15 protein-coding genes and 3 pseudogenes are annotated in these 24,938 nt (G+C 67.6%); 9 read left to right on the top strand and 9 right to left on the bottom strand.

What is annotated here, in order from left to right; translation table 11 throughout:
• The first annotated feature begins 222 nt into the window (after positions 1-222).
• Entirely contained in the window at positions 223-984 is a 762-nt protein-coding gene (locus ABT114_RS47450) for a helix-turn-helix transcriptional regulator (RefSeq protein ID WP_351152781.1), read from the top strand.
• Positions 985-1,054: 70 nt separating this feature from the next.
• On the opposite strand, the gene ABT114_RS47445 is transcribed toward ABT114_RS47450, so the two are convergent.
• Complete coding sequence (locus tag ABT114_RS47445; RefSeq protein ID WP_351152778.1) at positions 1,055-1,756, bottom strand: maleylpyruvate isomerase family mycothiol-dependent enzyme; 702 nt, start codon at positions 1,754-1,756, stop codon at positions 1,055-1,057.
• A gap of 153 nt (positions 1,757-1,909) precedes the next feature.
• Entirely contained in the window at positions 1,910-3,535 is a 1,626-nt protein-coding gene (locus tag ABT114_RS47440) for an MFS transporter (RefSeq protein ID WP_351152776.1), read from the bottom strand.
• A 284-nt stretch (positions 3,536-3,819) separates the two neighbouring features.
• On the opposite strand from ABT114_RS47440, the gene ABT114_RS47435 reads away from it, so the two are divergent.
• From ABT114_RS47435 to ABT114_RS47420, 4 genes are all read left to right on the top strand, one after another.
• A complete protein-coding gene (locus ABT114_RS47435; protein ID WP_351152773.1) occupies positions 3,820-5,658 on the top strand; it encodes an NAD(P)/FAD-dependent oxidoreductase in 1,839 nt (612 codons plus the stop codon).
• Between the two features lie 147 nt (positions 5,659-5,805).
• Positions 5,806-11,646 (top strand): type I polyketide synthase, encoded by a 5,841-nt coding sequence (locus tag ABT114_RS47430; RefSeq protein WP_351152770.1) that lies wholly within the window; start codon positions 5,806-5,808, stop codon positions 11,644-11,646.
• Positions 11,643-12,134, top strand: coding sequence for an acyl-CoA thioesterase (locus tag ABT114_RS47425; protein WP_351152768.1), 492 nt, complete (start codon positions 11,643-11,645; stop codon positions 12,132-12,134). The genes ABT114_RS47430 and ABT114_RS47425 overlap by 4 nt, the downstream gene beginning before the upstream one ends.
• A gap of 18 nt (positions 12,135-12,152) precedes the next feature.
• The gene (locus ABT114_RS47420; protein WP_351152825.1) at positions 12,153-12,752 is read left to right on the top strand and encodes a flavin reductase family protein; all 600 of its coding nucleotides are present in this window, start codon (positions 12,153-12,155) and stop codon (positions 12,750-12,752) included.
• 46 nt (positions 12,753-12,798) lie between these two features.
• Here ABT114_RS47420 and ABT114_RS47415 read toward each other — a convergent pair whose 3' ends face one another.
• Together ABT114_RS47415 and ABT114_RS47410 are read right to left on the bottom strand one after the other, a co-directional pair.
• Positions 12,799-12,939 (bottom strand): hypothetical protein, encoded by a 141-nt coding sequence (locus tag ABT114_RS47415; RefSeq protein ID WP_351152827.1) that lies wholly within the window; start codon positions 12,937-12,939, stop codon positions 12,799-12,801.
• Between the two features lie 537 nt (positions 12,940-13,476).
• Positions 13,477-14,016 carry a carboxymuconolactone decarboxylase family protein gene (locus ABT114_RS47410; protein WP_351152765.1) on the bottom strand — a complete coding sequence of 180 codons (540 nt, stop codon included), beginning with the start codon at positions 14,014-14,016 and terminating at the stop codon, positions 13,477-13,479.
• Positions 14,017-14,636: 620 nt separating this feature from the next.
• On the opposite strand from ABT114_RS47410, the gene ABT114_RS47405 reads away from it, so the two are divergent.
• Positions 14,637-15,701, top strand: coding sequence for a cobalamin-independent methionine synthase II family protein (locus ABT114_RS47405; RefSeq protein ID WP_351152763.1), 1,065 nt, complete (start codon positions 14,637-14,639; stop codon positions 15,699-15,701).
• A gap of 284 nt (positions 15,702-15,985) precedes the next feature.
• Here ABT114_RS47405 and ABT114_RS47400 read toward each other — a convergent pair whose 3' ends face one another.
• Positions 15,986-16,585 carry a TetR/AcrR family transcriptional regulator gene (locus ABT114_RS47400; protein WP_351152761.1) on the bottom strand — a complete coding sequence of 200 codons (600 nt, stop codon included), beginning with the start codon at positions 16,583-16,585 and terminating at the stop codon, positions 15,986-15,988.
• Positions 16,586-16,715: 130 nt separating this feature from the next.
• On the opposite strand from ABT114_RS47400, the gene ABT114_RS47395 reads away from it, so the two are divergent.
• Positions 16,716-17,375, top strand: coding sequence for a peroxiredoxin-like family protein (locus ABT114_RS47395; protein WP_351152758.1), 660 nt, complete (start codon positions 16,716-16,718; stop codon positions 17,373-17,375).
• 233 nt (positions 17,376-17,608) lie between these two features.
• Here the strand turns inward: ABT114_RS47395 and ABT114_RS47390 are convergent, their stop codons facing one another.
• Both ABT114_RS47390 and ABT114_RS47385 read right to left on the bottom strand, forming a co-directional pair.
• Entirely contained in the window at positions 17,609-18,811 is a 1,203-nt protein-coding gene (locus ABT114_RS47390; protein ID WP_351152755.1) for a putative PEP-binding protein, read from the bottom strand.
• Entirely contained in the window at positions 18,812-20,674 is a 1,863-nt protein-coding gene (locus ABT114_RS47385; protein WP_351152752.1) for an FAD/NAD(P)-binding protein, read from the bottom strand. It lies immediately after the preceding gene.
• Between the two features lie 1,181 nt (positions 20,675-21,855).
• On the opposite strand from ABT114_RS47385, the pseudogene ABT114_RS47380 reads away from it, so the two are divergent.
• A pseudogene (locus tag ABT114_RS47380) lies at positions 21,856-22,647 on the top strand (IS5 family transposase).
• 19 nt (positions 22,648-22,666) lie between these two features.
• On the opposite strand, the gene ABT114_RS47375 reads toward ABT114_RS47380, so the two are convergent.
• Positions 22,667-23,068 (bottom strand): hypothetical protein, encoded by a 402-nt coding sequence (locus ABT114_RS47375; RefSeq protein ID WP_351152749.1) that lies wholly within the window; start codon positions 23,066-23,068, stop codon positions 22,667-22,669.
• Between the two features lie 469 nt (positions 23,069-23,537).
• Between ABT114_RS47375 and ABT114_RS47370 the strand changes: the two are divergent.
• Positions 23,538-24,173 (top strand): annotated as a pseudogene (locus ABT114_RS47370) (lanthionine synthetase LanC family protein); the annotation flags it as partial.
• Between the two features lie 36 nt (positions 24,174-24,209).
• On the opposite strand, the pseudogene ABT114_RS50820 reads toward ABT114_RS47370, so the two are convergent.
• A pseudogene (locus ABT114_RS50820) lies at positions 24,210-24,845 on the bottom strand (ISAzo13-like element transposase-related protein); the annotation flags it as partial.
• Positions 24,846-24,938 lie beyond the last annotated feature (93 nt).

Below are 24,938 nucleotides of genomic sequence, written 5' to 3'. Positions count from 1 at the left end.
AAGAAGCCGCCCGGGGGGGTGCAGCGAAAAACTCCGATCGCGCACGAGTGCGAACGCGGTGGTCCGGCAGGGCTGACCTGAACGCCGCAGCAGCCACGAGCCCCTGGTCAGCGTTGACCGAGAGGGTCTTGTCGCCTGTGGCATCGCGGCTCGCGGACGAATGGGAGGTGATCACGAAGAGGTGATCAGGCGGGTTCAAGTATTCAAAAATGGGGGAGAATCTTGGACGTTACTCAACTGGCAATAGAGCGGGCCGTAGCCACAATATGGAACCGCTACAACGAGCCATTGTCGCTGGACGATATAGCCGACTCGGCGATCCTGAGCAAGTTCTATTTCTCACGCACGTTTCGTGAAGCGACCGGCACATCCCCGGGGCGCTTCCTGGCCGCGGTCCGGCTGTTTCGGGCCAAGAATCTACTGCTGGAGACGAGTAGGAGCGTCACCGATATCGCCTACGCAGTGGGATACAACAGCCTCGGCACCTTCACCAGCCGCTTCGCGCGCAGCGTCGGTACTTCTCCGGGTCGCTATCGCGCGCTGTCGCAGGGCGGCCTGCTCGCCCTGGACGCCCGCGCGGCGAACGAAGGCTCCCGCGGGACCATCACCGGCACAATTCGCATCCCGGAGACCGACAAGTCAGTCCGCGTCTACGTGGGGGCCTTTCGCACCCCGGTCGTCGAAGGCTTTCCAGTAGCGTGCGACATCCTGGACTCCTCCGGCGCATACACCCTCACGGGCGTGCCGCCGGGAACGTGGTGTGTGCGTGCCGCAGCGGTCTCCATGAGCGATCACGAGCCGCGACCATGGCTGCGCAAGCCGGTGTTCCTCGGCCGCGGTGCACGGTTAGTCGTCCGACCGGACAAGACGCATGCCAGCCAGCACATCGGCTTGCGCCCGATAAAGGCCGTCGATACGCCGATCCTGCTGGCGCTGCCGGAGCTGGACAACTGGGGCGCGCCGGCGCTGAACGGGGTCGCCTGAGGGCTCCGCGCCGGGCCCCGGCCTCTGCTCATTCCACCGGGTCGAGCGGAGGCCGGGGCCCGGCCTCTGCTCATTCCACCGGGTCCAGCGGAGGCCGGAATGGCCCCCAGCCGAACGCCTCCAACCAGGCCCCGGGATCCGTGGTCCATGCCAGCTCCCTGATCTGCTGAACCGTGCGACGCCCCACCAGAGACCGGTACAAATCGTGTCCGGTTCCGAACACGATCGCGTGCGGGGCGCCGTCACCGACGTGCCACGCCCCGTCCGTCGTCTCCAGACGCAACGCAGGACATCCCCGCATGAGCACGGCTGCACGGAAGCCGTCCACCGCAAGCTCGAAGGCGGCACGAAAAGCCGGGTGTGCCACTGGGACCGGCAGTCCCAGGGCGTGGCGGATATCGACCTCGTGCGTGTAGGCATCCATCACGAGAACCGAGCCTGCGCTGGGACTGGCGGACTTACGCAGGCCGCGATCTACGCGCGCACCGCTGCGGTTCCATTCGGCCAGTAGTGCGGGAAGCTCGCCCCGGACGTGGTGGGGCGGTCGACCTGCGAGGTTGCGCTCGGCCAGGCGGCAACTGTCGACCAGGTGCGCCACGGTGTCGTGAACCGTCCACCCAGGGCACGCTGGCACGTCCGTCTGTGCGGCATCCGGGAGGCCGGCCAGCGATTGTGTCAGGTTTCGGCGAATGTGGCGATATGCTGCCATCTGGGGGGTTCCGGATATGGTCTCGGCGCGCCGTGGCGCACGGTATCCGGCATCGCCGTTCATGCTGAGTCCCCCCTCGCGTATTGACGATCATTCAATACCTGGCAGCTTCCCACCTGACGCGAAAGAGGAAGCCGCCTCGTGCCATTTCAGGACACCCGTGTCGGGCCAAGGTAGTGTGCGGCAGTTGCAGCGCAACGGCGGTTAATGGGCTGGTCAGACCCTTTCCGGAGTTGGCGTGGCGTCCTCGGTGATGGACTCCAGACGTCGAGCCTTGGTCTCCGGGCCGACGCGGAGCAATGCCAGTGCCGACAGTAGCAGTGGGATTGCGCCGAAGATTGCCGTGGCTCCGATCGACGGCACTGTCTTGATTCCCACGACGACGGCGAGGATAAGCACGCCGCCAGCCTTGGTCAGGGCGGCCGCCAGTCCTGTCCCCCGGGCGCGCATCCGGGTCGGATAGACCTCGGCGGCGTAGCCCACGGCCACCGCCGCCAGCGAACTGGTCCCTGCGATCGGCACCACCAGCAGGAGCGACAGCAACGTTCGGGTGTGCGCCAGCTGGTCCCCCCAGATCGCGAACACGGCGAGTGCTGTCGAGGTGACGAGCGACACTGAGAGCAGCGTTCTGCGGCTGCCGAGCGCCGCATACATCCAGGCGGACAGGGCGGTCAACGGCAGCCCGATCAGCGACGCGTTGCGGATGGTGTAGTCGGACTTCACTGAGGTGTAGCCCAGTCGCTGCAGGTTCGTTGGTACCCACTGCTGGAAGCCGTAGGTCACCAGACCGATGCCGAGGCCGAGGCAGGCGATCGCCAGGCTGGTCTCGAGCAGCGGCGTTCTGACGCGGGGCGCGACGCCGACGCCCTCGCCAGGCTCGCCGATCCGGCCGTGGCTGATGTCGTGCGCCGCCGCGCCGTAGTGCGCCATGACTGCCCGCGCCTCTGCGGTGCGCCCGCGGGCGATGAGGTAGCGCGGCGACTCCGGGATCCACCGGCCGACCACCATGAACAACAGGCCGGTCGGCAGCCCGATCAGCCACAGGATTCGCCACGAGTAATGCGGTGTCAAAGCCCCGCTCAGCCAGCTGACCAGCAAGTAGGCTCCGACGCCGTTGCCGCCGATCAGCACCATGGCCCAACCTCGGTGCCGGGCCGGCATCGTCTCCGCCAACAGCGTGAACGCAACCGGCAGCATGCCGCCCGCCCCGATACCCATCAGCGCGCACATGACAAGGTTCCAGGTGAATCCGGGCATGGTTCCGCAGATCGAGGTCGTCACGAACAGCATGCCGGCGAAGAGAAGCGATGCGCGGCGGCCGATGCAGTCACTGAGCACGCCCCATATCAGCGAGCCAACCACGGTGCCGGTGATGCCGGCCAGCGGAACCCACGCCACCGTGACGTGTCCGTGCGGGTTCGCCGGCAGCAGCCCGTATTCCGCGGCCATGCCCGGCGTGACGAAAGACAGCGTCGTCGGCTTCATCACGTCGATGGTGATCGCGACGGTCATTGCCAACAGCAGGGCCGCATGCTGCTTGCGCAGTGGCGCATCGTCCAGGGCCCGCACCCGGACCCGGGAGGCGGCCTGCCGGACCTCGGCGCCCTTCGCGGGCAGCAAGCCATAGAGCACGCTGGCCAGGCCGACGACGACCAGCACCATACCGACGAGCATCGGTGTGTCGGCCTGCATGCCCGCCATCCGGTAGCCCATGTCGCGAGCGTGGAGATACATCGGCAGGTGCAGGACGACCCCGGCTGTGCAGGCGATCACGCCGAGCCAGAAGGCCAGCGGGCGTTCGACCCCCGGGCCGGCACGGTCGCCAAGCGGCATTGCCGTCATCCGTGGTGCCCCTTCTCGTTGAGTGAGCCGCGCAGTGAACGCAGATCAGCCCCGGCGGCACACAAGGACCCCCAACCGGAGCCGTCCGCACGTCTGTCACTACGTGCTCCGGCGCCAGCCATGCTGGCGCGCCCGGCGAGACCAGGGCTTCTCTTCGCGTGCTGACCTGCGACGGCCCCGATGGAGCGAGACCGCGGCAATCGAAGAGTAGGCGGCCAACACGATGCCACTGGACGCTGGTTGCCGCGTGGCGTGCAGCACTACCGACGAAGGCAGGGGCAATCGTGACCGTTACCAGCACTCGCTATGACGTCGCCATCCTGGGCTCCGGCATCGGGGGGTCGATGCTTGCCTGCATCCTTGCCAAGCACGGTGTCCGCACCCTGTTGCTGGAAGGTGCCTCACATCCGCGGTTCGCCATCGGAGAGTCGCTCATCCCGGAGACGGGCATCCGGCTGCGGATCATCGGGGAGAAGTACGGGGTTCCCGAAATCGGCTGGCTTGGTTCCTTCCACACGTTGCGGGACAACATCAGCAGCGCCTGCGGCGTCAAAAGGTCCTTCAGCTTCATGTACCACTCCGCCGGTCGCGAGCACCAAGGTGAGCACGTCAATCAGCTGCCGACGCTCACACCGCCGATCGGCCCGGACTCGCACCTGTTCCGGCAGGACACCGACGGCTACCTCGCGGCCATGTCCGTCCAGTACGGCGCGGACTTCGTCTCCCAGGCCCGGATCGAGGACATCGCATCGCACGATGCCGGCGTCGAACTGAGGGCGGCCGATGGAGCGGTGTACCAGGCCAAGTACCTGATCGACGCCTCGGGCATGCGGTCACTTGTCTCGGACCTGTTCGGCATGCGGGACGAGACACCGCGGTTCCGCACCGACACCCGCACGCTGTTCACCCACATGATCGGTGTGAGGAGTGCGGACCTGCTGCTCGACAAAAAGGCCCGCAAGAAGGTGCCCTCGCCGCTGGGCGAGGCGACGATGCACCACATCTTCGACGGCGGCTGGCTGTGGGTGATTCCCTTCAACAACCACCGTGAGTCGACCAACCCGCTCACCAGCGTCGGGTTGATGCTCGACCGCACACGCCATCCCCACCCAGAGGGTCCTGCGGAGGAGGAGTTTCGACGCATCATCGCGCAGTACCCGACGATCCAGCGGCATCTCGCACCGGCCAAGGCGGTACGCCCGTGGGTGTCTTCCGGGCGGCTGCAGTACTCCTCACCCCACATGCTCCTGCCCCGGATCCTCCAACTGCCGCATGCAGCGGGCTTCGTCGACCCGCTGTTCTCCAGCGGGATGTCCGTCCTCGTGGTCGCCGTGGACCTGATCGCCGAAGCACTGCTCAAGGCCGTCGCCGAGGATGATTTCGCCACCGAGCGGTTCCAGCACATCGAGGACACCGTCAACCGGGCCTTCGACTACTACGACGACGTCGTGTCGACCTCGTTTGAGTCGTTCGCCAGCTACGACACCTGGAACGCCTGGAACCGCAACTGGGTCCTGGGGAACGTGCTCGGGGCCTTCGGCCCGCTGTCGCTGCTCGTCCGCTACCTGAAAAGCGGCGATCCAGCAGACCTGGCCAAGACCACCGAGCCGTCCCGCATGGGCGTTCTCGGCAGCCACCTGCCCGAGGTGGTCGCCACGCTCCGCGCCTCCCAACAGGACATCGCGGCGGCGGCGAGCGGCGAGATCACCCACGCAGCAGCCTCCGAACGCATCTTCACCCGGCTCGGCCAACTCGACTTCGTGCCGCCCTACATGGGCTTCGGCAAGCCAGAGCAGCGCGCGGTCGCGACGTTCACGCTCCCGGCCGGTGCACGGCACGTCACCTGGTATCGCAGGCACGGCTCGGCCGCCTGGCGAGAGAACTGCACCTTCCCCCTGCTGACCTACGCGCGCCACGCCCTCGGCTTCGTCCTCAACTCAGCGAGCAGCGCCTGGCGCCGCGGGAGCACGGCGGCCCGGGACGTCGCCGTTGCCGGCAACCGCGACTGGACGTACCAGCCGGCCGCGATGAGCGCACACGGCAAGAAATGGGCCCCCATCCCGCCAGCCTCCCGCCCGGTCGGCCCGGAGCCGATCACCGAACGCGAAACCGCAGCGCTATGAGCCGTCGATGACGGCGCCAGCCATGCATCCACCCCTGCTACCCGGCAGCGCTGCCTCTCCCGCGGCCCTGCCCGCACACGCACGCACGAAGGAGAAGGCCATGACAGTTCCCGGCCCGCTCACCATCGGCCCCGGGCCGGTGATCGCATGACAACCCCGCGGATTGCCGTCGTCGGCATCGCCCTGCGCTACCCCGACGCCGACAGCCCCGAGGAGCTGTGGCGCAACGTGCTGGCCGGACGGCGGGCCTTTCGCCGACTGCCGGACGAGCGGATGCGAGCGGAGGACTACTACTCTCCCGATCCTGACGCACCAGACCGGCACTACAGCCGCATGGCCGCAGTGCTTGAGGGATTCGAGTTCGACCGGATCGGCTACCGGATCGGCGGCTCCACTTTCCGCTCCACCGACATGACCCACTGGCTCGCCCTGGACACCGTGATGCGTGCCCTGGACGACGCAGGTTTCCCGCACGGGCAGGGCCTCCCCAAGGACGCGACCGGCGTTGTCATCGGCAATACCCTGACGGGCGAGTTCAGCCGCGCCAGCCTGATGCGGCTGCGCTGGCCATACGTCAAGCGCACCGTAGGGGCAGCCCTGCGCGAACAGGGCTGGGCTGACACGGACCTCGCCGCCTTCCTGGACCGCCTGGAAGACCGTTACAAGGCGCCCTTCCCACCGATCACCGAGGACACCCTGGCCGGCGGGCTGGCCAACACCATCTCCGGCCGCATCTGCAACTACTTCGACTTCGGCGGCGGCGGTTACACAGTGGACGGGGCCTGCTCCTCCTCCCTGCTGTCCGTCTCCACCGCCTGCACCGCGCTGGCCACCGGGCAGATCGACGCCGCGGTGGCCGGCGGCGTGGATCTGAGCATCGACCCGTTCGAGCTCGTCGGCTTCGCGAAGACCGGAGCACTGTCCACCAGCCAGATGCGCGTATACGACCAGGACTCCAACGGATTCTGGCCGGGCGAAGGCTGCGGCATGCTCGTGCTGATGCGCGATGACGACGCCGTGCGTCAGGGTGTCTTCCGATACGCCACCATCGCAGGCTGGGGGCAGAGTTCCGACGGCAAGGGCGGCATCACCCGGCCCGAGGCCACCGGCCATCGACGCGCGATCAGCCGTGCCTACGCGACGGCCGGCTTCGGGGTGGAAAGCGTCGGCTACTTCGAGGGCCACGGCACCGGGACCGCGGTCGGCGATGCCACCGAGCTGGAGGCCTTCACCGGTGCACGCCGCGCCGCCGACCAGGCTGCCCCGCCCGCCGCAATCAGCACCATCAAGGGCAACTTCGGCCACACCAAGGCCGCGGCAGGGGTCGCTGGCCTGATCAAGGCCGTGCTCGCGGTCCGGCACCAGATCATCCCCCCTGCTACCGGCCACAGCCGGCCACATCCGGCACTCGCAGGTGATGCGCCTGCGCTGCGTGTCCCGGACAGCGCCGAACTGTGGCCCGACGGCGCCCCGATCCGGGCCGGTGTCTCCTCGATGGGCTTCGGCGGAATCAACGCCCACATCGTCGTCGAGCACGCCGACGGTGTCCGCCGCACCGGCCTGGGAACGACGACGCAGCGCCTGGTTCGCTCGCGGCAGGACACCGAGCTGCTGCTGCTCGACGCGTCCAGCACCGCGGAGCTGCGCGGCCGCGTTGCGCAGCTCGCCGAGTTCGTGCCGCAGCTGTCGTTCGCCGAACTCGGCGACCTCGCGGCGACGCTGTCCGGCGAGCTGGCGGGCGGGCCGATCCGGGCCGCAGTCGTCGCAAGCTCCCCGGAGGAGGCCGAACACCGCCTCGGCAAGCTGCTGGAGGCCCTCGACAACGGCGCCCGCCGAGTCCTCGACTCCGCCGGCGGCGTCTTCCTCGGTGCCACTGGGAAAGCACCGCACATCGCCTATCTGTTCCCTGGGCAAGGCGCGGGCCGCCGCGCGGACGGCGGCGCGCTGCGGCGCCGGTTCCCCACGGTGGATGAGCTGTACTGCAGCCTCCAGCTGCCGACAGACGGAGACCAGGTCGCGACAGCGGTTGCGCAGCCGCGCATCGTCGCAGGCTCGGTCGCCGGCCTCCGGGTGCTGGCGCAGCTCGGTGTGACGGCGTCGGCAGCTGCCGGGCACAGCCTCGGCGAGCTGTCGGCGCTGCACTGGGCCGGAGCCATGGACGAGGACGCTCTGCTGCGCGCGGCCGCTGCCCGAGGCCGGATCATGGATAAGGCCAGCGCCGGCGGTGGGGCCATGGCCGGGATCTCGGCCTCGGCAGGCGATGTCCAGGCCCTGATTGGCGGCGAGCCCGTGGTCGTGGCCGGCTTCAACAGCCCCACGCAGACGGTGATCAGCGGCCCGGCAGCGGCGGTCCAGGCCGTGATGGCACGCGCCCAGGCCCGCGGCATCGCCGCGACCCGGATCTCGGTCTCGCATGCGTTCCACTCCGAAGCCGTCGCCCCGGCCGCGCAGGCCTTCCGCGCATACCTGGCCGGGCAGGCTTTCACTCAGCCGACCCGGACCATGGTCTCGACGGTCACCGGTGCGCCGCTACCGCCGGACGTCGACGTCCCCGAGCTGTTGACCCGGCAGATCCTGGATCCGGTCCGGTTCAGCGAGGCGATCCAGACGCTGGCTGCGGACGCGGACCTGTTCATCGAGGTCGGCCCCGGGCAGATCCTGCGGAATCTGGCTCTGCAGATCGCACCGGCGGTGCCCGCGGTCTCGGTGGCAACTGACGGCCCGTCGCTGGCCGGGCTGTTCCAGGCGCTCGGAGCGGCCTACGCCCTGGGCGCCCCGATCCGGCACGAGGAACTCTTCCGCGACCGGTATGTCAAGCCGCTGCCGCTGGACAAGCAGTTTTCATTCCTCGCCAGCCCGTGCGAGGCCGCGCCGGACGTGGACTTTGCCGTCGGGACGCAGGACCCTCAGCCCCTCGACGAGCCGTCGGCCGGGATCGAGCAGCCGACACCGGGGGCCGACAGCCTGACCGTGTTGCGGCGGCTGGCCGCCGAGCGGGCGGAACTGCCGCTGGAGGCGGTGCATCCGGACAGTAATCCGATCGACGAGCTGCATCTGAGCTCGATCACGGTCGGTCAGATCGTGACGCAGGCTGCCCGCGAGCTCGGCGTGAGCGCGGTGCTTGCGACGTCGGCCTATGCCACATCGACGCTGACGGAGCTGGCGGCGATGCTGGATGAGCTGGCCGACACGGCACTCAGCGAGGACGGGCAGCACGAGCAGGTCGCAGGCGTCGCACCGTGGGTACGGTCGTTTGCGGTGGACCTGACACCGACTGGGCCGGTGCCGCCGGTCGTGCTTCGCTCCTCGCCAGCCGAGTGGGAGCTGTTCGCCACGAGTTCCCATCCACTGGCAGTGCCGCTTCAGGAGGCGCTAAGCACCGCGGGCCTCGGCGACGGTGTACTGCTGTGCCTGCCGCGCGAGGCCGACGACGACCACGTGCCGCTCATGATCTCGGCCGTGCGGGCGGCGCTGTCCCGAGCCCGCAGGACCCCGGTGCGGCTCGTTGCGGTCGGCGGCCGACGTGGTGCCGCAGGCATCGCCAAGACGCTGCACCTGGAGGCCCCGAACGTCACGACAACCGTCGTAGTCCTGCCGGATCCGGAAGCGCTGTCGGAGCGGCAGGTCGCCGAGGTAGTCGCCCGCGTGGAGGCAAACGCAGCGGCGACCGACGGTTTCGCAGAGGTCTGGTACGACGTCGAAGGCCGCCGGTCGGTGCCGGTGCTTCGTGCCCTGCAGCCAAGCGGCGCGCCGCCAGCCGCACCGGTGCTGAGCGATCAGGACGTGCTGCTGGTCACCGGTGGCGGCAAGGGCATTACCGCCGAGGCAGCACTAGCGCTCGTTGAAGACACCGGAGCTGGGCTGGCACTGCTCGGGCGCTCAGACCCGGGCTCGGATCCGGAACTGGCGGCAAACCTGGACCGGATGAGAGATGCCGGCCTCCGATTCCGCTACCTGCAGGCCGACGTCACTGCAGCGGATGAGGTCAAGGCGGCTGTCAAGGAGGTATGCCGGTCGCTGGGACCGGTCACCGCCATCCTGCACGGCGCCGGCCGAAACCATCCGCAGGCTCTGGTCAACCTGGACGAGGACACCTTCCGCCGCACCCTGGCCCCCAAGATCGATGGGCTGAAGACACTGCTGACGGCCGTCGATGACGCTCCCCTGCGGCTGCTGGTGACGTTCGGGAGCATCATCGGCCGGGCGGGACTACGGGGGGAGGGCGACTACGCGACCGCCAACGACTGGCTGACCGATCTCACGCGCCGCTACGGCGAGCAGAACCCGCAGTGCCGCTGCATCGCGATGGAGTGGTCGGTGTGGTCCGGCTCCGGGATGGGCGAGCGGCTCGGTGTGCTGGAGTCGCTGATGCGTGAGGGAATCTCGCCGATACCGGTCGCCGAGGGCGTCGCGATGCTCAAGGAACTGATCGGCGCACCCGAGACACCGGACGCCGTCGTGGTGATGGGACGCGCCGCAGGACTACCGACCATCGCACTCGAGACCAATGAGCTGCCGCTGGGCCGGTTCCTGGAGCGGCCGCGCATCCACTACCCGGGGATTGAACTTGTCGCCGATGCCGACTTGTCGGCGGCCTCCGATCGCTACCTCTCCGATCACATGCTCGACGGCGACCTACTGTTTCCCGCCGTGCTCGGCATGGAGGCGATGGCTCAAGCGGCCGCTGCGCTGACCGGCCGCACCACCACACCGACACTGACCGATGTGGAGTTCCTGCGGCCGATCGTGGTGCCCGCCGACGGCAGCATCACGCTGCGGACTGCGGTCCTGGCCGCTGCCCCAGGCACGGTCCGGGCCACGCTGCGCTCGAGCGACACCGGCTTCCAGGTCGATCACTTCCGGGCCACGCTGCGCTACGAGTTGGCCGCACCGGCAGACATCCCGCGGCCGAGCGGCGGAGCGGACCCGGCGATCCCTCTGCAACCCGCCGAGGAGCTCTACGGCTCGGTGCTCTTCCAAGGCGACCGCTTCCAGCGTCTGCTGGGCTACCGGCAGCTTTCTGCACGCAGCTGCGTGGCACGGCTCTCAAGCCGCCCGCGTGATGACTGGTTCGACGGCTTCCACCCGGCCGAGCTGACGTTGGCCGATCCAGGGGTGCGGGATGCGCTGATGCACTCGATCCAGTGCTGCGTTCCGGACGCAACGCTGCTTCCGGCGTCGATCCAGCAGCTGCGGCTGGTCGATCCTGGACGACTTGGGACAAGCACGGAGGTGACGACGCACGCTACGGAGGTATGGCGGGAGGGCGATACCTATCTCTACGACATCGAGGTGCGAGACGCAGACGGAGCCCTGGTCGAACGCTGGGAAGGGCTGAAACTCCAGGCGGTACGCAAGCAAGACGGCGCAGGTCCGTGGCGGCCGGCGCTGCTGGCCACCTATCTGGAACGCCATGCCGAGCCGCACCTGGCCGCCAGCCTGCGCACCGCAATCGTCCCTGCCGGACCGTCGACGACGCCCTCGCGCGATGCCCGGCGCGCAGATACCCGTCAGGCAGTGAGCTGGGCCGTCGGCCGGGACACGGAGGTCGGGTATCGGCCGGACGGCAAGCCGCTGGTTGCGGGCCTGGAGGTTTCCTCCTCACACGGCGCGGGTGTCACGTTCGCCGTGGCCGCGGATGGCCCTGTCGCCTGTGATGTGGAGGTCGCTGTTGCACGCACCGACCGTGAGTGGGCCGATCTGCTGGGCACCGACGGTGCTGCGCTGGCCGGGCTGCTCGCCTCTGAGCGGGGCGAGAGCTACGACATCGCGGCCACCCGGGTCTGGGGTGCGATCGAGTGCCTGCGCAAGACGGGCCATGCGCAGACCACGCTGACCAGCGAGGCTTCGCTGGGCGGTGCGAGCGGGCCGTGGACGGCGCTGCGCGGAGGATTCACCCGGATCGCGTCGTTCGTGACGACGCTGGCCGGAGCCGCGGAACCGGTGGTGTTCACGATGGCGATAGACGAAGGCGGGGTTGGAGAGTGAAAGAGTTCTACGAGTACCGGCATGTGGTCGGCTTCGAGGAGACCAACCTTGTCGGCAACGTCTACTACGTCAACTACCTGCGCTGGCAAGGCCGGTGCCGGGAGATGTTCCTGCGTGAGCAGGCGCCGGACGTCATCACCGATCTGCAGCGCGATCTGAAGTTGTTCACGCTGACCGTGGACTGCGAGTTCCTGGCCGAGATCACCGCATTCGACGAGCTCTCGATCCGCATGCGTCTGGTGGACCTCACCCAGACACAGATCGAGTTCGCCTTCGACTATGTGCGGCTGAGAGACGGTCTGGAGGAGCTGGTGGCACGCGGACGGCAACGGGTCGCCTGCATGCGCGGCCCGAACGCCGCGACCCGGCCGGCTCCGGTGCCAGTATCGCTTCGCGCCGCTCTGGGCCGCTACACGAAGTCGGCAGGGCCGCCGACACACGGTGCGGGCAGCCCTGTGCCGGCCGCCACGACCCGCGCTGCCGGATGAGGGTTGGTGGCCATGAGTATGAGCAGCGCGGCTCGCCCCTCGCCAGCAGACCCGCCGCGGGCGCTCGCACCCCGGCCCACCCGGGTCGGGGCGCCGGAGGGCCGGGATCTCGACCCCGGGGAACTGCGGGGGATCTTTGGCCGATTCGCCACCGGCATCACGGTGATCACTGCAGGGCGGGATGAGCCGCGCGGCATGACGGCCAACTCGTTCACGTCGGTCTCCCTCTCCCCGCCGCAGGTCCTGGTGTGTGTGATGCGCGACGCCTCCATGCATGAGGTGATCCGAGAGCACCACGCGTTTGTGGTGTCGGTGCTGTCAGACCGGCAGGAGCGGCTGGCGCGCCATTTTGCCGACAGCCGTCGGCCGCGCGGCGCGCAGGAGTTCGAGACCGTGGACGCGATTCCGGGGCCGCAGACGGGGGCCCCGATCCTTGGCGGCTCCCTGGCCTGGTTCGAGTGCGACCTGGCGGCCGTTTATGACGGCGGCGACCACTCGATCTTCCTCGGCGAGGTCCTGAACCTGGGCCATGGCCCGGGTGAGGATGCGCTGCTGTTTTATGACGGGGCGTTCCGTCGGCTGGAGAGCCATGCCGACTGGCGTGAACACGTCTCCTAGGCTCCGTCGGCACATGCCTCCCCCGTGGCGTGTGCCGACGGTCGCGTCACGTCCTGACGCTCGGAGGGGGCTTGCTGTCCCCGTACACCGTGTGGTGGTCGAGGCCGGCCAGCTCGGCCGCGGCACGGTAACTCCCCGTGAGGTCGTACGCCTCCAGGACTTCCATGATCTCCCTGCTGTTCTTCACACCGGCCAGCTTCGCTGGCCGGTGTCCGTACAGGTCCGGGGAGGTATCCGGCCGCCGGTGGGGAAGCTCGCAGCCACAAAGTGCTAGATAGAAGACCGCCTACGGGGAGTATCCACAGGCCGCCGTCAATCGAGTCGCCGACGATCTGCTGGTCGGTCGGGAGAGCGCGGCGGATCCCGTACCGACTGCGTCCGGTACGGGATCCGTGGAACTTTATCCGACGCCTCATCAGGCCTGGACCATTACTCATGGTCCGGTACCTGAGGCCCCAGCAACACACAAACCGGAGCCCGGCGTCAGCTGAGATGCTGCTGGGAAGAAGCGTTCGGCAGCGGTCCCTGCACCAGGCCGTGCGGGACAGTGAACGCGCACGGGCACGTGCACGGGGACTCACATCCGGCTGGGCTGTCGTATCCGCGAAGCCCGAGGGCGAACGAAGGACCGCGGCCCCGGGGTGGGGCCGGACCCCTGCGTTTCCACGGTTTCGACGCCGCGTGAGCGGACCGTGGCTGACTGCTGCGGCGTGAGCCGGAGCAGTCAGATCTCGGCGACATACCCCTGGGCGACGATCCACTTCGCGGCGTCCCCGAAATAGCCAGGATCGTCCGGGAGCGCGGTGTCGAGACAGGTGACGTAGCGGTTGTACATGCAAAACGCGGCGGCGATCAGGACGGTGTCGTGGATCTGCGCGTCGTCGGCGCCAGTCGCCCGCGCGGCGGCGACTATGTCGGCCCTGAGGGACTGCACAGGCCCGCATACCTCGGCCGCGATCCGCAGGAGTGCCCGCAGCCGCGGCGTGATCGGCGCGGTGTCGGGATTTGCGAGCACGGCGTCGACGACCTTGGGCCCCTCTTCGAGTTGGGCGGCGGCGAACGCCCCGTGCGAACCGGAACAGAAGGGCGTGGAGTTCACGTGGGATGCATAAGCGGCGATCAGCTCCCGCTCCCCGGGCGGGAGCGACATGGGGGAGCGCAGGAGCGTCTCGGCTAACTGACTCAGCGGGGCCGCGGTATCCGGCCGCTGGGTCATCAACCCGCGGATCCCGGGCTCGTTGTTGTCAATGGCGATGTGCGGCATGGCGGATGTCCTCTCACGAGCGAAACGGCGTGGCCTTGATATGGGTCCCTTCCATACTCCGCCTCCGGAGGGGGAGTGGGCCACCCCGAGTGCGAAGCAGTGTCTTCTGTGCTGCCCCCCAGCCAGCGCCAGACCGGTCCCGCCGGGCACTCGTCGGGCCGCTGCTGCAAAGCGCGTAGCTCCGCGTGCGCCCCGATCCGGGGCCAGCGCCCGCAGGCGATCACAGGGGCCGCGTCACGGTGAGCACCGCGCCGATCCGCATCTCTTTGATCGCTTGGTCACCTGGCGCGATATGACCTGGGGGCGGACGCCGCGGCTGGCGCGGGCGTGTTTCCAGTCGGCCGGACGCGTGGCAGCGATGGGCGGGGAAGGGGCGGCGGCGAAGCCTCCGACCAGATCGCCGGGTCAACCCTTGTCCGTGAATTCACGCCGATGAGCTCATCTTTCATGAAATCTGCTTTCAGTTACCGTGGATCATGTCGGCGAGCGCCGCAGCCACGCCGCGGCCTGTGGCGTGCGGAGATGCGGATCGAAGTGCAGGTCGCGCCCGCAACGAGTCGGCAGCGTAGTAGGTCCAGGCCCCCTTGCCCGGGTCGAAGGCGCTTCCTATGGTTCGGCGCATGAGCATTCCCACTGAACCGATCGGCAGCATCCCCCGACCCCGCGCCCTTCAGACGGCCCTCGCCGAGCACGCCCAAGGACGCCTGGGCGACGCCGCACTGGCGAGGCTCCAGGACCAGGCCACCGCCGACACCCTGGCCAGACTGGAGGCGTTAGGCTGTTCCGTCCTCGTCGACGGGGAGCAGGCCAAGCCAAGCTTCGCCACCTATCCGATCACGGGTCTGACCGCCCTCGACCCGGGAGGCGCGGTCATCCCGTTCGCCGACGGCCACATCCGGCAGCTGCCCTGCCTGACCGCGGGACCGTTCCGCTACCAGGTCCATGCAGAGACTTACCTGCGCAGCGCCCGACGCCACACCGATCGACCACTCAAGCAGGCAGTGATCGCGCCTTCGGCACTCAGCCTGCTTTATCCGGGCGAACCCCTCGACGGCTACTCCCGTGAGGCGTTCCTCCGGGACCTGGCCGACGAGGCGGAGGCCGACATCCGCGGCTGCCTCGACGCGGGTGCCCACGGGGTGCAGCTCGACTTCACCGAGGGCCGCCTCTCCCTCAAGCTCGACCCGAGCGGAGAGCTGCTCAACGATTTCATCGCGCTGAACAACGCGGTGCTCGGCCGGTTCACTGAGGACGAGCGGACCCGGCTCGGGGTGCACACCTGTCCGGGCGGCGACCACGACTCCACCCACAGTCTGGACGTCGACTACGCGGATCTGCTGCCCAAACTCTTCCGGCTCGAGGTTGGCAACTTCTACGTTCAGTTGGCCAGCGAGGCAGACCCCGAGCGGGTATTGCGGATCATCGCCGACCAGCTCCGGCCGGGCATCCGGGTGTTCGTGGGGGTGACCGACCCGATCGGCACCACCGTCGAAACGCACGAAGAAGTGCGTGATCGGATCCTGCTCGCCGCCCGCTACATTCCCGTGGACCAGCTGGGCACGTGCGACGATTGCGGCTTCTCGCCGTTCGCCGACGACACCTCCACCTCCCGCAACCTTGCCTTCGCCAAGATCGACGCTCGGGTGCGGGGAACCGCCATGGCCTCCCAGGTCCTCGGCGTGTGAACGGAGCCGAGGCGCCCCACGTTCGGCCCGACAGCGAACCCGGCACCGTGGGACGCCGGTCCGGACGGCGCAACCGCTCGATGATGTGGCCGAAGCCCCGGTGCGCGGGCCCAGCACCTCCAGCCGCGCGAGCGGGAACTGATCGCCGCCCGCGCCTGTCCACACCGGGGGTTCCTCCTCCGCAACGGCTGGTCCACCATGTTCGCGGCCGCGTAGCCGCTGAGCGAGGCTGCCGCCCAGGTGAGGTTCGGTCGCTTGGCCGGGGTCCTGCTGGTTGGCTGTCGTCACACGGAAGTGCGGCCGTTCAGGGTTTGCAGGGTGGCCTTCACCGTCGAGTGCAGCGATGTGGCGTCGGCATCAGCCCGGGAGCGCAGGTTCACGCCGTAGGCGAGCAGCGTGAGCAGCTCGGCACTGGTACTTGGGTCAACGCCAGCGGCGAGCTGCCCCTGGGCCTCTGCCGCGACGAGTGCCGCCTGCATGGCGTCCCGCAGTTCCTGGTGATGGTGGTCGAGAAGGGCGCGCACCTCGGGGTCGCTGTGCTCGGCGCCGGCGTGCGCGTTGGAGACGAGGCATCCCCACCGGGCGTACTCGCCCGCGCACCGCGCCTCGATGAGCCGGTCGAAGAACCCGGCGACGGCCGGAAGACCCCGACCGTCCTCGGCGAGACGGCGAAGCACCGGCCGGGAGCGCTGATCAAGGTAGCGGCGCAGCGCGGCACGGTAGAGCTCCTGCTTGCCACCGAAGGTGGCGTACAGGCTGGAACGGTTGAGGCCGGTCGCGGTAACAATGTCCTGGATCCCGGTCGTGGCCACGCCCCGTCGCCAGAACAGCCGCATTACGGTCTCAAGGACCGCATCCGGGGCAAAGTGCTTGATGTCCGGCATGCTCAACCCACCAACCTGGAACGATGATTTCAAGATATACCCACCACCCGCTGGTATGGGATCGCACCCGCCACTATCTTGAAACGGTCATTCCAAGTTAATCGGATGCCGACTGGAAGGACCGGACACCATGACCACCCTCAACGCCGAACTGCGCGCCTTTTACGAGGCGCGCCAGCAGCAAATCCCCGCCGACGTACAGGAGATCCTGCGCACAGCGGGGCAGGAACTGGCTGCCTCAGGGCAGGCCGACCGTGCCCTTAGCGTCGGCGCTCAGGCTCCGCGGTTCCAACTGCCCTCCGCCACCGGCGAGTACGTGGCGCTGGCCGACCTACTCTCCTGCGGCCCGGTCGTGTTGACCTTCTACCGCGGCGCCTGGTGCCCGTACTGCAACATCACCCTGCGCGCTCTCCAGCAGCACCACACCGACATCACCGCGCGCGGGGCACGCCTTGTCGCCCTCTCTCCGCAGATCCCCGACGAGTCACTCACGCTCAGCGAGAAGCACTCCCTCGCCTTCGACGTCCTCAGTGACATCGGCTCCGGCACCGCCAAGCAATACGGCCTCGCCTTCGACCTCCCCGACGACCTTGCAGCCGTTTACGACAAACTCGGCTTCGACCTCCAGCGCGTCAACGGCGGCTACCCGCGCACCCTCCCGCTGCCCGCCACCTACGTCATCGACCGCCACGGCACCATCCCCTGGTCCTACGTCAACACCGACTACACCACCCGCGCCGAACCCGCCGACATTCTGGCCACATTGGATGCCCTGAGCGCAGGGGGCTAGCGCCGTCACCAGAGACGATCACCGGGCAGGTACTCACCGGCCAGCGAGGCGGCTCCAGATCATGGAAGACAGTCACCAGCAGATCGGCCACGTAGGTCTCTTCCGTCACTCCCTCAGGGCTGCCTCGTGTAGTCGCCGGCGCTCCTCCGTGAGAAAGCCACGGCTTGGGCCTGGCCGAGCACGGGCATGCCGAGCGGCTGCTGACGTTGGTGAGGTGCGTCGAGCCCAATCTGTCAGGGGCGCGTCCGAAGGAGGATCTGCTGAAGTTCCGCGGTGCACAACATATAGCCGTCGGGGGTCGGCAGGTGCTCCAGGTAGTGGGCGAGGTCCGACCCCAGCGAGAACACCCGCACAGGGGTCTCCGCAGTGCGCGCGGACTCCACTACCTTCCGAAGTGCGTCCATGACGGCTGGGTGCCGGGTCTGGTAGATGTCGGCCACCAGGTGGTTGCTCCGGTCCGCCGCGAGGTAGAACTGCACCAAGTCCTTCACGCCGACGAACAACTCGTTTGCTCCCGCGGCGCAGATCGCCGCCGTGGCGTGCACTGCTGCGGGCGTTTCGATGAACGCGGACAAAGGCACGCCAACTGGCAAATCCAGGTGCACCCTGAGCTGGGCGAACTCCTCATCGTCCGTGACGAATGGAACCGAGAGGCACACTCGGTCCGCAGCGTCGCCGAGACCTTCGCGCAGGAAGCCGAGTACGGCGTGCAGGGCATCCCGGTACGCGGTCGAACCACGCAGCCAACGCGCGCCGTGCAGGCCCAGCTCGGGGTTCGGTTCGACTGCGACCGTGGCCAGCTCGGTGACCTCGGCGGCGTGGTCGGAGCGGAGGTCGAGAAGCCGTAGGACAAGCCGTTGGCCGGGCAGGAGTGCATGGACGAAGGCGCACAGTCGGTCCGCTACGGCACGAGCGTAGGCGTTGATGTCGGCCGGGTTGCCCGCCAGGGCGTCGAGCGGACGCAGTCGCGCCGCCAGACAGAGGAACTCCTCCCGAATGAAAAAGGAGTCGACCCGCTTCGCGTCAGGACCGGACGAGTTGATCGTGCGGATGTCCTGCAGGTCCGCGATGACTGCACATGCCGAACCGAGATCGTCCGGTGAGGGGCTCAAGGCACTCGCGCCGCGCTCGACGACGATCGATTGGCTTTCCAGATCCAGCGTCACTTCGCCGACCAGATCGGCGAGGTCCGCCTTGTCGACCCGGAGCACGGGTATCCCCCTGCCGCGGCAGAGGGACTGCATGTGGCCGGTCAGCCCACCCGAACCGCAGACGACCGCCCGCGCAGACACGATCGCTTCGTACAAACCCGCTTCGAGGGTAGGTGCGACCAGGATCGATCCCTCCAGCGGACTTCTTGTGCGGTTACAGACACCTCGTAGTACACGCTGTGCGCCGCTGATCAAGAGGGATCCCTGAATACGGTGCCTGTTCAACTAGACCTCCAGGTCTTCGGTGTTCACTATCCCTAATTGCCGACGTAGCTGCCGTGGAGTCACGGTGACGTCCGTGAGCCGCTCGACGGCGGTCCAGTGCACGAGGGCTCTGGTCACGCGGTCGTGCCGGAACGCGCAGGGGGAAAGGATCGGAGGTTCGTCCATGGATCGGATGCTGACGGTCAAGCGGGAAGCGAGCAGTTCCCGCTCTTTGCGCGAATTCGCGACCAGCCTCCTCACCTCTAGGTTCACAGCGTCCTCGAATTTCGCCAGGGCTGCTTCCTTCATATTGCTGACATAGCGCTGGAGTTGATCACGGAAGGGAGCCAAATCCTCTTGCGACTCCAATTCCTCGACCGCGCGCGCGGCGACAACAATTGACTGGTTCTTGATGGCGGCGAGATTGAAGGTGAACGCTCCGATGCGCCCGTTCCGCACCATCTCGTCGCCCTCGCGTAGTGGGCCGACCGCTGAGATCGGCCTCACAGGCGTCCCGCGCAGGTCCAGGAGCGCGCCCCGTTCGTCGACCTCCACGCCGCGCCCGGTACGCTCATGGGGTACCGCGATCCCCCTCCGCAGGAGATTCGCCCAGAGAGGCTGGCTGGCCCTTCTGTAGTCCCACTCCCGGCTGAAGTTGGACACCACCAGATCGGCGTCGAGGGTGCGTTTCCCTTCTGGGGCCGTGACCGAAACGGCCAGTCGTCCGGCGCCAGTTGGCGTGATCCTTTCCACCTTGCCGACGACCAGCTTCACCCGCCCGTCGGCCGGGTGCATTGCTCGCTCGATGATCGCCATCGTGTGCTCCACCGCGCCGACGCGGAACGAGGCCATCGCGGTACTGAACTCATCCAGCAGGCCCCGCAGTTCCGAAGAGGGAATCTGCCCGATGGCCTCGGGCAGATGTGGCTCCCAGGCCTTGGCTACCCGCTCCGCGACCACGGCAGGGTCGATGCCTGGGTACTCCCGGCTGATCGCCGCACACGCCGACGTCCACTCCGCCCGGACCCGGGCCAGGAACTCCTCACGATTCCGGTATGGCTCCATCAGCGACCTCGGGCAGGGCAACCGCACCACCTCGTGCTCGTGGCCGCGAGGGTACGTCCGGAAAATCGTTCCAGTCTTCGAGATGAGGTAGATCCGCCCGGTGTGGCCTTGCCGCAGCAACAGACCCGCCGAGTCGTACGCGCTCAGCGTGGAGCCAACGATCGCGACCGTCGCCTCCGGCGAGAGCCCGTCGAGCTTGCTGACGCCAGCCGCGGAAAACGGGTTGCGCACGAAAGAGGCATGCGCGAGTACCTCGGCCGCGAAGGGCGGCTCCCGGAGTTCGAGGCCGGTCGCGAGAACGACGTGATCGGCAAAGATCACCGCCGGTTCCGGGCCCTGCGAGGCCGGAAGACAGCTCCCCGGCGGCGCAGACCACTGCCGCACCGTCACCTCGACTCCCGGGGAGCACAGTTCCATGTCGATCGCCTCACCGTCCGCCTCGACGAGCACGACACCGGAACAGGCCTCTCGTCTGGCCCTGGCCAAACGATCCATCAAATAGTCCTGGAAGATACGCCGGGGCGCCGGCCCCTGCTCGGCGAACTCGAACTCGGCCCAGGGCGCCGGCCAATCGCTACGGTCCGCTTCGTCGTTGGCCCAGCGGACGAAGTCGAGGACATCCTCCCGAAACACCGACATCCGGCCCGCCTGGATGTTGAAAACATGGCCCCAGGGGTTGCCGTCCCGGTGGTAGGCGACGCCCGCGGACCGATACTCGGAGTGCCGTTCGAGCAGGACGATCTCCAACGGCCTGCGCGCAAAGCAGAGCAGACGGATCGCCGTGGCGGTGCCGGCCAGGCCGGCACCAACGATGAGCACTCTGGGGCATAAGCGTGTTCGACTCACAGTAAGACCCTCCCCGTTGAGCGGTGGAAGCCCGGCGGCGCTGGCCCAAGCCGGGCGCGATGTTCCGTATCAGCGGCTGTGCAGACATGCATGCTGCCCTCGCACCCGCCTCGACGGACATGGTAGAGAGCGAGTGAAACCTAAGGATGTCCCCGACACCCGGCCGTCTCTCCGCCGCCCCGCTCTGCGTCCCTGTGGGAGGCAGTAGAGGTGTGGCGACGGTGAGATCGCTTGGTGAGAGTTGGCGCCACTCTGCCGGGCTCGCGCCGGGTGGGAGCAATGCCGCACCACCTGGTAGGCGATCAGAAAGCTTGCCACATCCCCTACCGGGGAACAGGAACGCTGGATGGAACACGATCGCGCCCGCGGGGCGGTCTGGGCGATGCGGCGCAGCCGAGATGGTCGGGTCAGTGCTTGGCCCGTGCTGGACGAACTTCGCCACCGCGCCGGCGACCGCCTCTGGTGCGTCTATGAAGGGCCAGTGCAGCTGGGACGGATTCGACGAAACCAACCTACGGACTGCTTTGTATCGATATGCCCCTGCTGGTGTCCTTGACGCGGCCCTTTAAGACGGCGGCGGCGCGGAGTTGGCCTGCACATGTGGTCCGAGTTTCTGACATTCCGTCAACAGGTCCGGAACGCCGGAACCTGAGAGTTCTGCCAATCAGCAGTACATCGACACGTCCAGCTAGTTGAGTGGTTGCGGGGAGATGCCGCCTGGGGGTGGCTCGGGAAGGATCCCCATGCTACGACCAAGCCAGCGGTGCCTGACGGCCGGCACGTCCGTCACCCCAGCCTCCGTGTGGGCCGATGGCGCGCTCTGGAGCTGTTGGGCTTTTGGCTCCACGCTCGGCGTGGGATCTGGCCACAGATTACCGGAAAGACGCGACGAGCGTACTCCCACGCATAATTTGTTTGAAAATAGCGAGAATTGAGGGGAGGTTAGATTCAGGATTTAGCAACGCGAGAGTGCGGGATGAGGGGAGGCAGACAGAATTGAACTGAAACAGCGTCAATTCCGCTTCAGAATCCATCAGCCCAGCGCGATCCGCTACCGCCTAGAGCTCGTAACACGATCTTGTTGAGGTGCCCTGGTTGGGCGTGACCGATGTGACGATTCGGCCGTTCGGGAGAGTGTGAGTACTCGGCCATGGATGGTGGATGACGACTTGTGGATGCTGATCAAGCCGCTGCTGCCGTCCTGGCCTGAGCGATCACCCGGGCCGCGGCCGGTGGCGGACAGGCTGTGTCTGCAGGGCATCCTGTACGTGCTCCACAACGACATAGCCTGGCAACTGCTGCCCCTGGAGCTGGGGTTCGGCTCCGGACAGACCTGCTGGCGGCGTCTGGAGCGGTGGCAGCAGGCCGGGGTCTTCGACCGGCTGCACCGCATTCTGCTCGCCGAGCTGAATGCGGTCGGCGAACTCGACTGGTCCAGGGCGTGTGTGGACGGCTCCCACATCCGTGCGAAAAAAAGGGGGACCGACACCGGTCCGTCACCGGTCGACCGGCGGAAGACGGGCAGCAAGCACCACTTGATCTGCGACGGCCGCGGCACCCCGCTCAAAGTCATCACCACCGCTGCCAACGTCAACGACGTCACCCAGACCCTCGCCCTGGCCGACGGCATCCCGCCCGTGGCCGGGCCTCCCGGCCGGCCACGCCGCCGCCCCGATTCGCTGCTCGGCGACAAGGGCTACGACTCCAACCCCCACCGCGAGGAGCTGCGCAAGCGCCGGATCCTGCCGGTCAACTCCCGCAAGGGCGCTCCGAACATCAAGGGCATGGGCAAGCTCCGTTACGTCGTGTAGCAGACCTTCGCCCTGCTCCATCAGTTCAAGCGCCTCGCCGTCCGCTGGGAACGCAGAACCGAACTCCACGACGCCTTCGTCTCATTGGCCTGCGGCCTCATCTGCTGGAGGCGACTGAAGAAGCACCGATCATGATCGTGTCGCGAGCCTTTAGCTACAGCTCACACCACTCACCCAGAGGGCCGGCCGCCCGCGTCTGGGTGAAGTCGTGCACCAGGTCCCACGCCCGATCGATATCCAGGACAAAGTCGCCCGTGAACGCGGCGAGGTCGTCCATGATCGGAACTTCGACCTCGGCACCCGAGGGCACGGTGCCGTCTCCTACGAGCAGAGACATCCGCTCGGTGTCACTCATCAGATGGACGACCGCGTGATCATCTCGGAAGGCCAGGATCAGCACCGGGAACTCCCCGTTCGGCGAGCGAACCTCGACGTACCCCTGGCCACGGGAACGCAGGTCATCGAAGCGGTCTGACAGATCCTTCACCTCTGAACGTCTCTCAACCGGATGGAACAGTCCCGATTCCGGCGACGTCGCCGCCCACACCACGCTCATCCAGCCCCTCTTCCCCACACAGGTCAACGCCCACGATCCAGGGCCACGTTCCCACGCTCCACCACGACACGACTGCTGGGACTGGGTCGCATGATCGTGTTACGAGCTCATAGGGCAAACATCTCAAGCCTGACAGTCATGAAAGTTACTTACCGGCATAGAGCATCTCTAAATGCCCACTCAGAGGGCGTTTAGGTGGGTTCAGAAGAGATATGTCGCCTTCGAGGTCGGCGGCTTTCGGGATACTTCGCTCCATAGGAGCACAATCGCACCCTTCGAGGCGATGATCGGATCGCCCGATTGGTTCGCACATGGCGCTCGAATTCCGTCTGGTTTAGCAATGGGGTGGAAGCTCCCCAATGGTGGGGAGCTTCCTGGATTTCAGGCCGTACGCGTTGGCGACAGACGCGGCAAAGTGCGCTGAAACGGTCAATGTGAATCAACATCAAACGCCCACTCAGGTTCCGACGCTCCCTTGACCGACATCATCGGGGGCGCCGCGGGTGTGGTGCTGACCGCGGTCTGGGCGGGCGGTGAGTTCGCCGAGCCGATCGCGACAACCGGCGGTGAGGCCCTGCTGCGGATGGCCGACCGTACGGAGACGGGCCTGGACTGGGCGATGGCGCCGGGCTGGCAGGGGAGGATGCCGAACTACTCGCACGGCACCGCCGGGGTGGCCGCGGCGCTGGCGGTGGCGGGTGCGGCGCTGCACCGGGAAGACTTCGTCGAGGCCGTGGTGGAGGGAGCCCGGCACGTCCTGTCCGTGGGGTCCTTGGAGGACGGGGGATTCATCGTCCCGCACACGATTCCGCCGTCGAAGCGGGAGGTGGAGCCGGTGACGTACACGTGGTGCCACGGTCCGGCGGGCACCTCGCATCTGTTCGCGGCCCTGTCGCACGCGGGAGTGACCGAGGTGGCGGGCCTCGGGGTCGCCGAACTGCGGGACCGCTGCCTGACGTCGATCCTCACCTCGGGAGTCCCACAGCGGCTGCGCCCCGGCTTCTGGGACAACGACGGCCGCTGCTGCGGAACGGCAGGCGTGGGCGACGTACTCCTCGACAGGGTGCAGGACTGCGCGGGCGCGGCATGGGCTAAGGGCGTGTAGATCTTTAACACGCTTTCTTGATCTTGCATGCGCTTCCAGGAGCGGACGGACTTCCTGTTTCGCGCGGCTGATGGTCATGGCGGTGACGCCGAAAAGTTGGCCGAGGAGGTCCATGGTGGCGAGTTTGCGCAGGTGGAGCACGGTGGCCAGGATCCGGTCGGCTGGGGTGAGTTTGGCCTTGGCGCCTGTGCCGGGGGCGACCAGTCGCTCGTGACCGCGATGCGTGCGGAGCACTTGCTCGCGTTGGACCTCGAGCGCGGGAGTCAGTGTGTCGATGAGTGCGCTGAGCTGTTGGCGGGTCATACCGGTCAGTTCCGGGTCCTGCAGTAAACGTGGCGCGAGTTGATGTGATGTGTTCGCGGGGGCCTGGTCCGGCGTGCTGTTCGTCGGTGTTGCGTCCAGCGGCTGCTGGGGGTGGAGGGTGTAGTTCCAGTCGCCGTGGAAGCGGTGCCGTGTGATCGGCAGGGCGGCGATCTCGTCGTCGCTGACCTGGATGCCGGTGGGGTACGGGTTGGTGTCGAGTTCGGCGTGCACTGTGAGGCCGGTCTTGGTGGTGGTCGCGGCGATGCTCTGGACGATGACTTCGTGGCTGGTCAGGGGCCTGCCGCGCCAGTTCATGGTGATGTGGGAGAACAGCCGGTGCTCGATCCGGTTCCACTTCGAAGTTCCGGGACAATGCCGTTGCTTGACTACTGAACTATCGAGGGCTGCAACGTGATGACCTTGGCGGTGATCCGCCGAGTCGGTCGCCGGTCCCGGGTATTG

This window comes from Streptomyces sp. NPDC002088, assembly GCF_040296605.1.
Lineage (GTDB): Bacteria > Actinomycetota > Actinomycetes > Streptomycetales > Streptomycetaceae > Streptomyces.
This window is presented reverse-complemented; position numbering and strand designations above follow the sequence as displayed.